We start from the raw sequence: 14708 nt of genomic DNA, 5'->3' as shown, positions 1-14708 counted from the left end.
CGCGGATTTTCGCGGTGCGGTTACATTCGCGGCTGCGGGGAAGATCAGCGCGGCAGGCCCAGCAACCGTTCGGCGGCGACGGTCAGCAAGATCTGCTCGGTACCCCCGGCGATGGTCAGACAACGAGTGTTGAGGAAGTCGAACACGGCGCGATTATGGACCAGTCCACCACCTTCGGAGACGTCCATCATGAACTCGGCCAGCTGCTGCCGGTACCGCACGCCGATCAGCTTGCGCACGCTGGATTGAGCGCCGGGATCCTTTCCGCCGACGGCCAGCACCGCGATGCGCTGGTCGAGCAGCGCACCGGTCTGCGCCAGCAGGATGAGATCGGCCAGCCTGTCCTGTTGGGCGACATCAAGATCGAGCTCGCCCAGCACCCTGAGCAGCTCCTCCATCGGGTTGCCCAACGCGGTGCCGCTGGCCATCGCGATCCGCTCGTTGGCCAGCGTGGTGCGAGCCAGCCGCCAACCGTCGTTCACCGTTCCGACCACCATCTCGTCGGGGACGAACACGTTGTCCAGGAAAACCTCGTTGAACAGTGAGTCGCCGGTGATTTCACGCAGCGGCCGAATTTCGATGCCCGGCGATTTCATGTCGATCAGGAAGTAGGTGATCCCCTTATGCTTCGGCGCGTCGGGATCCGTCCGGGCCAGGCACACACCCCAGGCCGCCTTGTGTGCCGCCGATGTCCACACCTTCTGACCGGTTAGCAGCCAGCCGCCGTCCCCGCGCACCGCCTTGGTGCGCAGCGAGGCCAGGTCCGAACCGGCGCCCGGCTCGGAAAACAGCTGACACCAAAGGAATTCACCGCGAAGTGTGGCGGGCACGAAGCGCTCGATCTGTTCGGGCGTGCCGTGTTCGAGGATGGTGGGCGCCGCCCACCAACCGATGACCAGGTCCGGTCGCTCGATACCGGCCGCGGCCATCTCCTGATCGATCAGCAGTTGCTCGCCGGGCCCCGCGCCGCGACCGTGCGGCGCCGGCCAGTGCGGTGCCTGCAGGCCGGCCTCGGCCAAAGCCACCTGTCGCTTCTCGGCCGACAATGCGGCCACTTCCGCGACGGCCGCGGCGATCTCGGGCCGTTGCACCTCGACCTCGCTCAGATCGATCGACAACTTGCGCCGTACCCCGTCCTGAGTCAGCGCGGCGACCCGGCGCAGCCAGCGCTCCGGACCACCAAGGAAGCGACCGATGCTGTGCGCGCGGCGCAGGTACAGGTGCGCGTCGTGTTCCCAGGTGCAACCGATCCCCCCGAGCACCTGGATGCAGTCTTTGACGTTGGCTTTGGCCGTCGCGATGCAGACGCTGGCGGCCAGGGCCGCCGCGATGGCGAACTGCTCGGCGTCAACGTCGGCGGCCGCCAGGGCAGCATCGGCGGCGGCCACCTCGGCCTGCTCGGCCCGGCAGAGCATTTGCGCACACAGGTGCTTGATGGCCTGGAAGCTGCCGATCGGCTTGCCGAACTGCTCGCGCACCTTGGCGTAGGCGACAGCGGTTTCCAGGGCATAACGGGTGATGCCGGCGGCCTCGGCGGCCAGCAGCGTCGCCGCCAGGTCGGTCACGGAAGGCTTCTCCAGCGGCATAGCCGGCACCGACGACAGCACCACCCGCGCCAACGGCCGGGAGAAGTCGGCGGCTTGCAGCGCCTCGAGCGTCACCCCCTCGCCGTCCAGGTCGACAACCAGCCATTTGCCGTCGGCGGGCACCAGCAGGACACCGCCACTGGCCGCACCCAGCGCCCAGGGCACGGTGCCCGACACCACCTGGCCGTCGAACCGCACTTCGCCGTCTAGTGCCAGCCCGGCGAATCGTTGACCGCTGACCAGTGCGGCCAGCAGCTCCGGGTCGGTGACCACGAGGGTGGCCAGCGCGGTGGTTGCTACCGGACCCGGAACCAGCGCCTTGGCGGCCTCCTCGACCATCGCGCAGAGGTCGCTGATGCTGCCGCCGGCGCCGCCGTCGTCTTCGGAGACCGCGACACCGAAGAGGCCGAGGTCGGCCAGCCCGGCGAACACCGGTCGCCAGGCGTCCGGATCGCCCTGTTCCACCGCGCGGGCGGCCGCGGACGCGGTTTCCCCCGAGGCCGCGCTGCGCGCCCAATCGCGCACCAACTCGCGCGCCGCAGACTGTTCATCGGTGACGGTCGCTACCACGAGCAGTCCTCCACGTCGTCAAATTCACATGCCAAGTAATCTTTCGTCCACACTAGAACGTGTTCTAATAGTGGGAACAATCAACCGTCAAGTCGACGGTTATCGAAGCAGTACACGCCGGTGTTGCCAGTTGCGGGGAGGTGCGAGATTTACGCGCAGAATGCGTACCGTTCGCCGACGAATCGCCCGATGTCCAGCCTCGCGAGGTTCTGAACATGGCAGTACTGGCTGAGTCTGAGTTGGGGTCGAAGGCACAGCGCGAGCGTCGCAAGCGCATCCTGGACGCCACCATGGCCATCGCGTCCAAAGGCGGCTACGAGGCAGTTCAGATGCGTGCCGTAGCCGACCGCGCCGACGTTGCGGTGGGCACGCTCTATCGCTATTTCCCGTCCAAAGTGCACCTGCTGGTGTCGGCGCTGGGCCGGGAGTTCAGCCGTATCGATGCCAAGACCGACCGTTCGGCAGTGGCGGGCGGCACCCCGTTTCAACGGCTGAACTTTATGGTCGGCAAGCTCAACCGCGCGATGCAGCGCAACCCGCTGCTGACCGAGGCGATGACGCGCGCCTACGTGTTCGCCGACGCTTCGGCGGCCAGCGAAGTGGACCAGGTCGAGAAGCTGATCGACAGCATGTTCGCTCGCGCGATGAGCGACGGCGAGCCCACCGAGGACCAGTACCACATCGCGCGGGTGATCTCGGACGTGTGGCTGTCCAACCTGCTGGCCTGGCTTACCCGTCGCGCCTCGGCCACCGACGTCAGCAAGCGGCTCGATTTGGCCGTGCGACTGCTGATCGGTGACCAGTCAGCCACCTGAGGGCGGATCGCGAGCGTAACGCCACTGCGATCGGAGCGCCGGTTTTTCGTAGCCTGGTTACGCTCGCGACGGGAGTTCAAGCCGGGGGTCCGGAGGTGCGTCCACGGATGAGCTCGGTATCTAGCAATTCGACCACCGGCAGACCGTTGCGCGGCGGCTTGAGCACTAGCTCGCCTGCGCGCCGACCCTTCTGCAAGCTGGGCTGCGCCACCGTCGTCAAACCGCGGCCGATCGCGTCCTCGACGCCGTCGAACCCGGTGACCGTCAGCTGACCCGGCACGTAAATGCCGTGTGCGCGTAGGTAATCCATCGCCGACAGGGCGAGAATATCCGCGGTGCACAGCAGCGCGGTGATTCGTGGATTGGCATCGAGCGCCACCTTGGCGGCATCGCCGCCCGAGGTCGGCAGGTGCTCGTAGCTTTCCACGACGGTCAGCGAAGCTGGGTCGATGCCGGCCGCCGTCATGGCTTCCCAGACGCCGATGATGCGTTCGCGCTGTACGTCGAAGGTCGGCGACTTTAGCCGCTCGGCTTCCACCAGGCCCTGCCGCCGGTCCCGGCCCAGACGCATTGTCAGCAAACCGATCTCGCGGTGCCCGAGTCCCAAGACATACTCGGCCAACTCGCGCATCGCCGCGCGGTCGTCGATGCCCACCCGGGAAACGCCCGCCAGCCCGACGGGCTGGTCGACGACCACTACCGGCAACCGCCTTTGCAGCACCACCTGCAGGTACGGGTCGTCGTCGCGCACCGAGTAGACCACGAACCCGTCCACCCCGGCACCCAATATCGCCGAGGTGCCGTCCTCGACGCTGCGCCCCGGACCGACGGCCACCAACAACAGGCCCTGCCCCAGTTCCTCACACGACTGCGCAAGTCCCGCAACGAAATCCCGCGCAGCCGGGTCGCTGAACGAATAGGTCAGCGCCTCGGTCATCACCAGTCCGACGGCGCCGGCCTTGCGGGTGCGCAACGACCGCGCCACCGGGTCGGGACCCGCATAGCCCAACCGCTTGGCGGTGTCGAGCACCCGCTGACGGAGTTCTGGGGAGAGCTGATCCGGTCGGTTGAAGGCGTTCGAGATCGTGGTGCGCGACACCTTGAGCTCGGCGGCCAACGACGCCAGAGTCGCCCGCCTGCGCGGTGTGGGACTCACGTTCGGTGAGGCTACCGGGCGCGCGCCCCGACTTTGTAATGGACGGTTTCATTAGTAGCTCTCGCGCACCGTCCGGTTGCTCGGCGCCGCTAAGCGCTCCATTTTGACGGCGGCAGCTACTAAGCTGGGTAGGCGCTCGCGACTAGTGCTCGCGGGGACCGGGGAGGGGAAGAAGTGCGCTTGCAGATCGCCGCGCTGGCCACACTGGTCAGTGCGTGCACGCTGGTCGCCGGTTGCGACGACGTCATCAATGGCACCGCGGTGGCCGGCGAGAAGGCGGGGCTGGCCAACCAGACGCCCATCGCGGTCAGTGCGCTCGACGGTTTGATGCTCGATACCAGCCAGATCAACAGCGCGATGGGTGCGACGTCGATGAAGGTCTGGTTCAACGCCAAGGCGATGTGGGACTGGAGCAAGAACGTGGCCGACAAGAACTGTCTGGCCGTGGACGGCGCGGCACAAGACAAGGTCTATGCCGGCACCGGGTGGACCGCGATGCGCGGGCAACGCCTCGACGACAGTATTGATGACTCCAAGAAGCGCAAGCACTACACCATTCAGGCGGTCGTGGCTTTCCCCAACGCCCAGGACGCCGCCAACTTCTACAACTCCCAGGTGCAGGACTGGAAATCCTGCTCCAACCGTCGCTTCAACGACGTCAGCGCGGGACAGCCCGACACGATCTGGTCGGTCGGTGACGTCCACAACGAAAACGGCATGCTCAGTAGCTCGCAGGTTCAGGAAGGCGGCGACGGTTGGACCTGCCAGCGTGCGTTAACCGTGCGCAACAACCTGTCCATAGACGTCGTGACGTGCGCCTATAACGAAACCGGCACATCGGCCATCGACATTGCCAACCAGATCGCAGGCAAGGTCGCCAAACTGTAGGGAGCCTAAGCTGAATCGCTCAGCTCCTTCTCGCGCCGCAAGCGGCGCGCATCGTCGCCGAGCCTAAGCTGAATCGCTCAGCTCCTTCTCGCGCCGCAAGCGGCGCGCATCGTCGCCGAGCCTAAGCTAGCCAGGTGGCCCGCATCGATCTCAACGCCGACCTCGGCGAAGGATTCGGCGTCTGGCAACTTGGTGACGACGACGCCATGCTCGGCATCGTCACCAGCGCCAATGTGGCGTGCGGCTTTCACGCCGGAGATCCGGCTGGGCTGTTGCGCGTGTGCCGGTCGGCGGCCGAACGTGGGGTGCGAATCGGGGCCCAGGTGAGCTACCGAGACCTGGCCGGGTTCGGCAGACGCTTCATCGACGTCACCGCCGAGGATCTGCTGGCCGATGTGGTCTACCAGATCGGTGCGTTGCAGGCGCTGGCCCAAGCCGCCGGCACCACCGTGTGCTACGTCAAACCACATGGGGCGCTTTATAACTCGATTGTGTCCCATCAGGAACAGGCCGCCGCTGTCGCCACGGCGGTAGCAAGCGTGGACAACTCGTTGCCGGTGCTGGGGATAACGGGTTCGGTGTTTTTCGACGAAGCCGCCCGGCGGGGCCTGCGCACGGTCGCCGAGGCATTCGCAGACCGGGCCTACCGGCCGGACGGGCGGTTGGTCTCGCGCCGCGAACCCGGTGCGGTGCTTGATGATCCGACCGCGATCGCGCAGCGAGTGGTGCGAATGGTGGGCTCGGGAGAAGTCACCGCCGTTGACGGCACCACTATCGGGGTGACAGTGGAATCTGTTTGCGTGCACGGTGATTCACCAGGCGCGGTGCAGATTGCGACCGCTGTGCGGGAAGCCCTGCAGGTCAACGACATCGAGATGGGGGCGTTCTGCTGATGCGACTAAGACTGGGACGCCCGGATCTTGATCGCTATTCGGACCGTTTCGATGTGCCTGCCGCAGCAGGTGGTTTGTCGGCGACGTGGATGGGCGTGGCGACGTTGCTGCTCGACGACGGCTCCTCGGCATTGATGACCGACGGCTACTTCTCTCGTCCGGGGTTGGCCAAGGTGGCGGCCGGGAAAGTCGCGCCCTCTCCGCCCCGGGTCGACGGCTGCCTGGCCCGCGCGAAAGTCACGCGTCTTGCCGCGATCATTCCGGTGCACACCCACATCGACCACGTCATGGACTCCGCACTGGTCGCCGACCGCACCGGCGCCCAACTGGTCGGTGGTCAATCCGCGGCCAACGTGGGCCGCGGCTACGGACTGCCCGAAGATCGGATCGTCGTCGCGGTCTCTGGTCAGCCAATAACGTTGGGCAGCTATGAGGTAACGCTAATCGAGTCGCACCACTGCCCGCCCGACCGATTCCCCGGCGTGATCAGCGCTCCGGTACGGCCGCCAGTGAAGGCCTCGGCATATCGATGCGGTGAATCGTGGTCGACGCTGATCCATCACCGAACTTCGGGCCGTCGCTTGCTGATCCAGGGCAGTGCCGGGTACGTGCCAGGGGCATTGGACGGGATGCGCGCCGAGGTCGCCTATCTGAGCGTCGGGCAACTCGGTCTGCAGTCGCGGTCCTACATCGTCGAGTACTGGAACGAGACGGTGCGTGCGGTGGGCGCGCACCGCGTCGTACTCATCCATTGGGACGATTTCTTCCGTCCGTTGTCAAAACCGTTGCGGGCCTTGCCGTATGCCGGCGACGACCTGAACGTCTCCATCCGGATCCTCGATGAACTAGCCACACGGGACGGCGTCGAGGTGCACCTGCCCACGGTCTGGCGGCGCGAAGACCCCTGGGCCTAGACGTTGACGCTGGCACTCTCGCTGCTGTTGCTGGCGGTCGTCCTCGGGTTCGCGGTCGCGCGCCCACGCGGGTGGCCGGAGGCGGTGGCCGCCGTCCCGGCAGCAGCGACCCTGATCGCGGTCGGCGCGATCTCGGCGCACCAGGCTCAGGCGCAGGTCTTCGGACTGGCGCGGGTGGTGGCCTTCTTGGGCGCGGTGCTGGTGCTGGCCAAGCTCTGCGACGACGAGGGCTTGTTCGAGGCGGCGGGCGCGGCAATGGCGCGCGGGACTTCGAGTTCGCGGGCTTTGCTGGGGAAGGTGTTCGTGGTCTCGTCCGTGATCACGGCCGTGCTCAGCCTCGACGCCACCGTCGTGCTGTTGACGCCCGTGGTGCTGGCCACGGTCCGTCGGCTGCGTACTGCGGTGCGGCCGTATGCGTATGCCACCGCTCATCTGGCCAACGCGGCCTCGCTGCTGCTGCCGGTGTCGAATTTGACGAACTTGCTGGCCTATCGCGGCGCGCAGGTCTCCTTCGTCAAGTTCACCGAGCTGATGGCGTTGCCGTGGCTTTCCGCGATCGCCGTGGTCTGTGTGACGTTTCGCTTGTTCTTCGTCCGGGACCTGCGTAGCCAGCCCGAACGTGCGGATCTCGGGCCGCCGCCGCGCCCACCCGTCTTCGTGCTGGTGGTGGTCGGGCTGACGCTGGGCGGCTTTGCCGTCGCCGAGGCCTTGGACATCTCCCCCGCTTGGGCGGCGCTGGCCGGTGCCTCGGTGCTGGCCGTGCGCAGCCTGCGACACCGACGGACGTCCGTGACAGAGATCGTGCACTCGGCCAACATTCCGTTCTTGGTGTTCGTGCCCGCGCTGGGCATCGTCGTTCAGGCCGTCATGCTCAACGGGGTTGCCGGCAAGATGACCACAGTGCTCCCGGACGGTTCCGGGCTAGGCGCACTTCTCGGGATCGCCGCGATCGCCGCGGTGCTGACCAGTGTCGTCAACAACTTGCCGGCGACATTGGTGTTGGTGCCGCTGGTGGCCGCCAGCGGGCCGGCGGCCGTCCTGGCTGTGCTGATCGGCGTCAACATCGGACCGAATCTGACTTACGTCGGGTCGTTGTCCAACCTGCTGTGGCGACGGGTGCTGCGTGATCATGACGTCGAGCCCGGCATCGGCGAATACACCGGTCTTGGTTTGTGCACCGTGCCCACCGCGCTGGTGGTTGCGGTGTGCGCGTTGTGGGCCAGCGTCCAGGTCTTCGGCCTTTAGGCACGCTAGGCGTTGTCCCGCAACGTGATTCGCGCGTGGACGGGGGCCGCGGCAACCGCGGTAAACGGTGTCGCCAACGGGAAATCCGCTTTCAGGGAAGTGATTTGGGCGGCGCGGACGATCGTGGCCAGTGCCAGCGTGGCCTCCAGCATCGCGAAGTGATCGCCCACGCAGGAACGCGGTCCGCCGCCGAACGGCAGGTACTGCCAACGGCTGCGACCTTGCGACCTTTCCGGCAGAAAGCGATCCGGATCGAAACGCAGTGGCTCCTCCCACAGCGAGGGATCGCGGTGCAGCGAGTAGAAGCTCACCGTGGCAAGGGTTCCGGCCTCGATCCGGTAGCCGTCGACGACGATGTCGGTGGTCGGCGTGCGCACCGTTCCGGTACCCGGTGGGCAGAGACGCAGCGCCTCGTGCAGTACCCGGACGGTAACGGCGAGGGCGGGGACGTCGTCTGGATCAAGCGGGCGGTTGCCCAACGCCGCGACCTCAGCCCGCACCCGTTCCTGCAGTTCGCTGTCGTGCCCGAGTGCCCACAACGCATATGTCAGTGTCGTCGAGGTGGTGTCGTGACCGGCGAGCATGAAAAGCACCAATTCGTCGCAGATTTCGTGGTCGGTCAGTGCGCGTCCGGTTTCCGGATCGATCGCATCGATAAGGGCCCGTACCAGCGGCGCCTCCCGCTCCGGGTCGGCACGAACTTCGGTGAGGATCTCAGCGGCCAGCTGGTGCAATACGTCGTTGCCTCGATATGCGGCACGCTGACCAGCGGTGGGCAACCAGCGTGGCAGGTTCACCGGCCGTGCGGCGCGGTCGGCGACCCATCCCAACGATGCCCGCAAGGCCTGGCCCACCTCGTCAGCGCGTTCGTCGAGGTCTATCCCGAACACCGAGCGTCCGAGGGCCCGCAGCGTCAACTTCCGACAGTGGCTGTCCAGGTCCACCACCGCCCCGTCCCGCCAATCGTCGACCACCGTCTGCGCCGCCCCGGCCATGTGTCCCGCGTAGCGAGGAATATGGCGCTTGGTGAACAACGGCTGCAACGTGCGTCGCCGCGGTAACCATTGTTCGTGCGGAAGATTGAGCAGATTGCCGCCCATCAGAGCCCGCAGCTCGACCATCGTGAAAGCGCGGCCGCGGTCGCAGACCTCGTCGGTGCGGCTCAACAGATCGTGGGCGCCCTGCGGGGTGGCGATCAGTACGACCGGCGGCAGCAACCACCTCGGCGCCAGCCGTAGCCGGGTGATCGGTCCGCCGGCGTCGAATAACTCAGCGAAGCCTTCGATGTAAGAGCGCACGGCCTTGAGTTGTCGCCGATACGAAAGCGGATTTACCGGTACCGAGGTGAGAGTCCCGGGTTGGGGTTTCGCCGAAATGTCGACCATGCCAACTCCTTTGTTCCAATCGCACCGTATGGCGGCTGGAATCTGGGCGCATGCGTAGTCGGCTACTCCACTTGACTAGCGCTAGCAGGTGGTCAGTGGCGTCCCGAGCGGACGATCGATGCCAGTTCCTCTCGTGACTGTGCTCCCACCCGCTGGCAGGCCCGGTAGACATGACCCTCGACCGTGCGAACGGACATGACCAGCTTCGCGGCGATTTCGCGGTTGCTCAGGCCAGCCACGACGAGCTCGATGACGTCGCGTTGCCGGCCCGACAACTTCACCCCGGCCGGCGTCCGCAACGCCGGCGTGCACAGGCCGCCGCAGGTGTCGGCGAGTTCTTTGGCCAGCGCCGCGGCGTAGCGCTCCCGTCGGTGCTGCTGGCGGGCGCTGAAGGTCGCCGCGGCCTGCGCTGCCGCGTCGGCGGCCGCCGCGCGATCACCGATTGCCCGGTAGGCCGCTGAACTGGCCAGCAGCCCCTCCCCGTCGCCGGACAGCAACGCCTCGGCGTGCATGGCGACTGCGTCGGCCAACGGCAGCGACAACGCCTCGGCCAGTTCCCGGGCTCGGATGGCCTGCGTGGCGTCGCCCCATTGCGCGGCGGCCTGGATGCAGGCCACCTCGTGGGTGGGCTGGTCGCGCTCGCGAGCCAGGTGGGCCGCCTCCTGGACGCCGGCTATCGCTTCTGCCAACTGGCCACTTGCTGCCGTCGCCCAACCAGCGGCCAGGGAAAGGCCGGTGTGCATGAAGACGAAATCGGCCGGTACACAGGACCGCGCTTGTGCGACAGCATCATTCGCCTCGCTGGGATGGCCTAGCTTGGCCTGGGCCTCGGCCAGGACAAAGTAGCTCGCCGGGCGCAATCCGGTTGTCACCGAATGCCTCTGCACACCGGCAAGCGCTTCATGACCCAGCCGAACGGACTCGCCCGCGGCACCGCGAACCAACTCCGCGTTGGCCATCAGGCTCGCCAGGTTCGCGTGGGCCAGACCGGGGATGTCCTTGGCGGTGTCAGCCAACTGTGTTGCAGTGCTGACGAATTCGTCTACGCGCCCAGTCAGGCGGCACGCGCGGCCGTACACCGCGCCGAACCAGAATCGCATATGGGAGGCCTGGAACGACGTCGTCGCGCGTCGCAAAGCCTGCTCAGCGACCTCTGAGAGACCGTCCACCTCACCGAGCGCCCCCATCGCCATGATCAACGCAAGCGCGGCCATCATCGCATGGAAGTCCGGTAGAACTCCCGATTTCATTGCAGCCCGCGCATTTTCGGCTGCGCACCGACAGCGCGCCGCGACCGCATCCAGGCAGGCCTGCACCGCCAGCCGCTCGGCCACTTGCTCCGGAGTTTCGGGGGCCGCGGCCAGCTCGTCCAAAATCTGGGACGCGGCACTGGGTTGGCCCAGCATCCACACCAAGTTGGCCGCCCGCACAGTCGCCCAGTAGTGGGCGTCGGAGACCAACGAGCTTGCAGAATCGGCAATCTCACGCAACGCCAGCTCAGCCTGCTCACCGCGGCCAAGCAGCACAAGATTCATCGCTCGCACTTCGGCGGCACCCGGTGCTCCCGCCCGCGCGGCGGCATCCGCCAGCCGGTCAGCTAAATCCAAGTCCAGCAGTGTCATCGCGTGCCGAGCCGAGTTCAGATACAACTCCGGATCCGGATCCAGATCCGATTCCAGCAGCAGCAGTGCCCGCCGAACGGTGGCCCGCATGTCGGCGGCATCGCCATCGCGGGCCAACCGCGTCGCCAGCCTCCCCCGCAGAGTCGACAGGTACATCTCGCCGGCGCTGGCTCGGCGCACCTCCCCGAACAGCGGGTGGGCAAGCCGTGCCGTCAGCCCGGCCGCGGTACGTTCCACGCTCACCAAACCCATGCGTTCGGCGGTCTCAAGGTCAGGCCGGCGCACCACATCGCACAACACCTCGACGCTCAGCGGCTCACACTGTGACAGCGTGTCCACCACCATGGCGGTCTGTGGATCCAGTCGTCCCATCTGCCGTGCCACGGTGTCGGACAGGCTCGGGGACACGGCGACGTCGTCGTCCCACATCCACACGCCGGCCAACTTTCGCATCCGGCCGGCCGTCATCTGATCGGCAAGGAGTTGCTGCAGGAACAAGCTGTTGCCGCCGGTCAGTTTCCGGAATCGCGCCGCGCTGCGTGAATCGATCGGACCGCCAAGCGTGCTCTCGATCACCTCGCGGGTCGCCGCCTCCGAAAGCGGTTCCAGGTCAAGGCGAGCCAACAGTCGGTCCTTCCACAACGCAGTGACCGCGTCGGGTTCCTCACTGCCGGTGCGGACCGTGACCACTAGTCGCGCCCCGCCGGACTGCGCCAATTGGTGAACGACCAAGGCGGACAACGCGTCCAACAGATGCGCGTCATCGACCCCGATCACCACCCCGCCCCCACGTTGTTGCGCGACAAAGGAATTGATCACGCGGCGCACATTCGTCATTGGATCCATGGCCTCACCCAGTGCGCCGATGAAGGCGCCCAATGGCAATGCACGCGCGGAATCGGTTCCGACTATCCACTTGATGCGCTCGCCGGACGCCTCGGCGCGACGCAGAACCTCGCGCGCCAGCCAGGTCTTGCCCACCCCGGCCGCCCCGGCGATCACCACGCCGGTGCGCGCGCCGGGCCGACTCAGGGCCCGGCGAATCACCCCCAGCTCACTATCGCGCCCAGTCAGCGGCAAAGCGCCGATCACGTGGCGACTATATCGGTCGACCGCACCGGGCGAAACGATTTTGTGGGCCCGGCTTCGTCAGTTGTCGGGGCGGGTGTCCGGCATTCAGATGACCCGCGCCGGGCCGCCGACCCAACCACACTGCGAAATTCCGAGCTGAAAACCGCGGTGTGGTTCGGCTCGCGGGTAGTGGTAGTGGTGGGGGGCCTGCCGGCCAAACTCAACGGCGCTGGCGGGCGATTTCGGCGAGTACCACGCCCGCTGCTACCGCGGCGTTCAACGACTCCATCTCACCGGCCATTGGGATGGACACCACCGCGTCGCAATTCTGCCGCACCAGACGGGACAAGCCCTTGCCCTCCGAGCCGACCACCACCACCGTCGGATCGGTGCCGTCGACGTCATCCAATACGGTGTCACCGCCGGCGTCCAGACCGATCACCCGCAAGCCGCGATCAGCCCAATCCTTCAGTGTCCTATTGAGATTGGTGGCCCGCGCTACCGGCAGGCGGGCCGCCGCCCCGGCACTGGTGCGCCATGCGACCGCGGTCACCGATGCCGAGCGACGCTGCGGGATCACCACACCGTGCCCGCCGAATGCCGCAACCGACCGCACGATCGCGCCCAGATTGCGGGGGTCGGAAATGTTGTCCAGGGCGACCAGCAACGCCGGCGGCGACTCTAAAGCGGCAGCCACCAGATCGTCCGGATGGGCATAGTTGTACGGCGGCACCTGCAGTGCGATGCCCTGATGCAGGCGGTTTGCGGTCATCCGGTCCAGGTCGCTGCGCGGCACCTCAAGGATTGCGATGCCCGAATCAGCCGCGCGCGCAACGGATTCGGTTATCCGCTCATCGGCATCGACGCCGAGAGCAACATACAATGCCGTCGCCGGGACCCCGGCGCGTAAGCATTCCAGCACCGGATTACGGCCCAGCACGTTCTCCGTCTCGTCGACGCGCTTAGCCGGGCGCTGCGAAGAAGTTTTACCCCGCTTAGCGGCGGGATGGTTGGGTCGCATATGTGCCGGCGGGGTGGGACCGCGCCCCTCCAGGCCGCGACGACGTTGGCCGCCCGATCCGACGGTGGGGCCTTTCTTGGTGCCGGCTTTGCGTATCGCCCCGCGGCGCTGGGAATTTCCGGCCATCTACTTGCCGTCACCGCCGAGCGTCCACTGCGGTCCGTCGGCGGTGTCGGTGACCTCGATACCGGCCTGCTTGAGGCGGTCCCGGATCTCGTCGGCCAACGCCCAATTGCGCTGCTCACGCGCCTTTTCGCGATTCTGCACCTCGGCCTGAACCAGCACGTCGACGGCCGCCAACGCGGCCGCCGTCTCGTCGCGGGTCTCCCAGCGCTCATGCAGCGGGTCGCAACCGAGAATGCCCATCATCGCGCGGATTGCGCCAGCGCTGCGCAGGGCACCGTCGTGGTCACCGGCGTCCAGGGCGCGGTTGCCATCAGCGCGGGCGTGGTGAATTTCGGACAGCGCGATCGGGACGGACAGGTCGTCGTCAAGTGCTTCGGCGAAGCGAGGCGTCCATTCGCCCGGGCAGACGGCGCCCACCCGGCTACGCACGCGGTGTAGGAAGTCCTCGACGCCGACGTAGGCCTTCACCGCGTCCTGCAGTGCGGTTTCGGAGAACTCCAGCATCGACCGGTAGTGCGCACTGCCCAGGTAGTAGCGCAGTTCGGCGGGGCGGACCCGCTGCAACATCGCCGGGATGGACACCACGTTGCCCAGCGACTTGCTCATCTTTTCCCCGCCCATCGTCACCCAGCCGTTGTGCAGCCACAACTGGGCGAACCCGTCCCCGGCGGCACGACTTTGCGCGATCTCGTTCTCGTGGTGGGGAAAGATCAAATCCATTCCGCCGCAATGGATATCGAATTCGGAACCGAGGTAAGTGCGGGCCATGGCCGAGCATTCGATGTGCCAGCCGGGACGCCCCCGGCCCCACGGCGACGGCCAGGACGGCTCGCCCGGCTTTTCGCCCTTCCATAGCGTGAAGTCACGCTGGTCACGCTTGCCGGTGGCCACGCCCTCGCCCTGGTGGACGTCGTCAATGCGGTGCCCGGACAGCTGCCCGTAATCGGGGTAGCTGAGCACGTCGAAGTAGACGTCGCCGGCGGCGGGATAAGCGTGACCGGTTTCGATCAGCCGCTCCATTAATTCGATCATCTGGGTGATGTGCCCGGTGGCGCGCGGCTCGGCCGAGGGTGGCAGTACGTCCAGTGCGTCGTAGGCCGCGGTGAACGCCCGCTCGTGGGTGGCGGCCCACTCCCACCACGGCCGGCCCGCGGCGGCCGCCTTGGTGAGGATCTTGTCCTCGATGTCGGTGACGTTTCGGATGAAGGCGACGTCGTAGCCGCGCGCGATTAACCAGCGGCGCAGAATGTCGAAGGCCACGCCGCTGCGGACGTGCCCGATATGCGGAAGCCCCTGCGGGGTGGCTCCGCACTGGTAAATGGAGACGTGCCCGGCGCGCAGCGGCACGAATTCACGGACGACACCCGTCGCCGTGTCATGTAGCCGCAATTCGGCACGATTGGTCACGACGTGCCA

General features: G+C 66.8%; 11 protein-coding genes. 5 read left to right on the top strand and 6 right to left on the bottom strand.

What is annotated here, in order from left to right; translation table 11 throughout:
* Nucleotides 1–44 precede the first annotated feature (44 nt).
* Nucleotides 45–2156: an acyl-CoA dehydrogenase gene (locus A5634_RS03760; RefSeq protein ID WP_065142745.1), complete on the bottom strand. Its 2112-nt coding sequence runs from the start codon at nt 2154–2156 to the stop codon at nt 45–47.
* Between the two features lie 215 nt (nt 2157–2371).
* On the opposite strand from A5634_RS03760, the gene kstR reads away from it, so the two are divergent.
* Nucleotides 2372–2971 (top strand): cholesterol catabolism transcriptional regulator KstR, encoded by a 600-nt coding sequence (gene kstR, locus A5634_RS03755; protein WP_065142773.1) that lies wholly within the window; start codon nt 2372–2374, stop codon nt 2969–2971.
* Between the two features lie 76 nt (nt 2972–3047).
* On the opposite strand, the gene A5634_RS03750 is transcribed toward kstR, so the two are convergent.
* Nucleotides 3048–4127, bottom strand: coding sequence for a LacI family DNA-binding transcriptional regulator (locus A5634_RS03750; RefSeq protein WP_065142744.1), 1080 nt, complete (start codon nt 4125–4127; stop codon nt 3048–3050).
* Nucleotides 4128–4301: 174 nt separating this feature from the next.
* Here A5634_RS03750 and A5634_RS03745 point away from each other — a divergent pair, with 174 nt between their 5' ends.
* The 4 genes from A5634_RS03745 to A5634_RS03730 all read left to right on the top strand — a co-directional run bounded on the left by A5634_RS03745 (nt 4302) and on the right by A5634_RS03730 (nt 8067).
* A complete protein-coding gene (locus A5634_RS03745; protein ID WP_065142743.1) occupies nt 4302–5015 on the top strand; it encodes a sensor domain-containing protein in 714 nt (237 codons plus the stop codon).
* A 134-nt stretch (nt 5016–5149) separates the two neighbouring features.
* Nucleotides 5150–5908, top strand: a complete 759-nt coding sequence (locus A5634_RS03740; protein WP_065142742.1) for a LamB/YcsF family protein — start codon at nt 5150–5152, stop codon at nt 5906–5908.
* Nucleotides 5908–6822, top strand: a complete 915-nt coding sequence (locus tag A5634_RS03735; protein WP_065142741.1) for an MBL fold metallo-hydrolase — start codon at nt 5908–5910, stop codon at nt 6820–6822. The genes A5634_RS03740 and A5634_RS03735 overlap by 1 nt, the downstream gene beginning before the upstream one ends.
* A 3-nt stretch (nt 6823–6825) precedes the next feature.
* Nucleotides 6826–8067 (top strand): SLC13 family permease, encoded by a 1242-nt coding sequence (locus tag A5634_RS03730; RefSeq protein ID WP_065142740.1) that lies wholly within the window; start codon nt 6826–6828, stop codon nt 8065–8067.
* A 5-nt stretch (nt 8068–8072) separates the two neighbouring features.
* On the opposite strand, the gene A5634_RS03725 is transcribed toward A5634_RS03730, so the two are convergent.
* The 4 genes from A5634_RS03725 to cysS all read right to left on the bottom strand — a co-directional run bounded on the left by A5634_RS03725 (nt 8073) and on the right by cysS (nt 14699).
* A complete protein-coding gene (locus A5634_RS03725; protein ID WP_065142739.1) occupies nt 8073–9452 on the bottom strand; it encodes a cytochrome P450 in 1380 nt (459 codons plus the stop codon).
* Nucleotides 9453–9544: 92 nt separating this feature from the next.
* Nucleotides 9545–12166 (bottom strand): helix-turn-helix transcriptional regulator, encoded by a 2622-nt coding sequence (locus A5634_RS03720; RefSeq protein ID WP_065142738.1) that lies wholly within the window; start codon nt 12164–12166, stop codon nt 9545–9547.
* Between the two features lie 199 nt (nt 12167–12365).
* Nucleotides 12366–13292 carry a 23S rRNA (guanosine(2251)-2'-O)-methyltransferase RlmB gene (gene rlmB, locus A5634_RS03715; RefSeq protein ID WP_065142737.1) on the bottom strand — a complete coding sequence of 309 codons (927 nt, stop codon included), beginning with the start codon at nt 13290–13292 and terminating at the stop codon, nt 12366–12368.
* Nucleotides 13293–14699 (bottom strand): cysteine--tRNA ligase, encoded by a 1407-nt coding sequence (cysS, locus tag A5634_RS03710; RefSeq protein ID WP_065142736.1) that lies wholly within the window; start codon nt 14697–14699, stop codon nt 13293–13295.
* Nucleotides 14700–14708: the final 9 nt, after the last annotated feature.

This window comes from Mycobacterium asiaticum, assembly GCF_001673365.1.
Lineage (GTDB): Bacteria > Actinomycetota > Actinomycetes > Mycobacteriales > Mycobacteriaceae > Mycobacterium > Mycobacterium asiaticum_A.
Note: the sequence above shows the minus strand (reverse complement) of the source record. Positions and strands in the feature narration are given on the sequence as shown.

Excerpts from the sequence above, each read along its gene's own strand:
- kstR (WP_065142773.1), top strand. The coding sequence starts at position 2,372 with ATGGCAGTACTGGCTGAGTCTGAGTTGGGGTCGAAGGCACAGCGCGAG.
- A5634_RS03735 (WP_065142741.1), top strand. The coding sequence starts at position 5,908 with ATGCGACTAAGACTGGGACGCCCGGATCTTGATCGCTATTCGGACCGT.
- A5634_RS03725 (WP_065142739.1), bottom strand. The coding sequence starts at position 9,452 with ATGGTCGACATTTCGGCGAAACCCCAACCCGGGACTCTCACCTCGGTA.
- rlmB (WP_065142737.1), bottom strand. The coding sequence starts at position 13,292 with ATGGCCGGAAATTCCCAGCGCCGCGGGGCGATACGCAAAGCCGGCACC.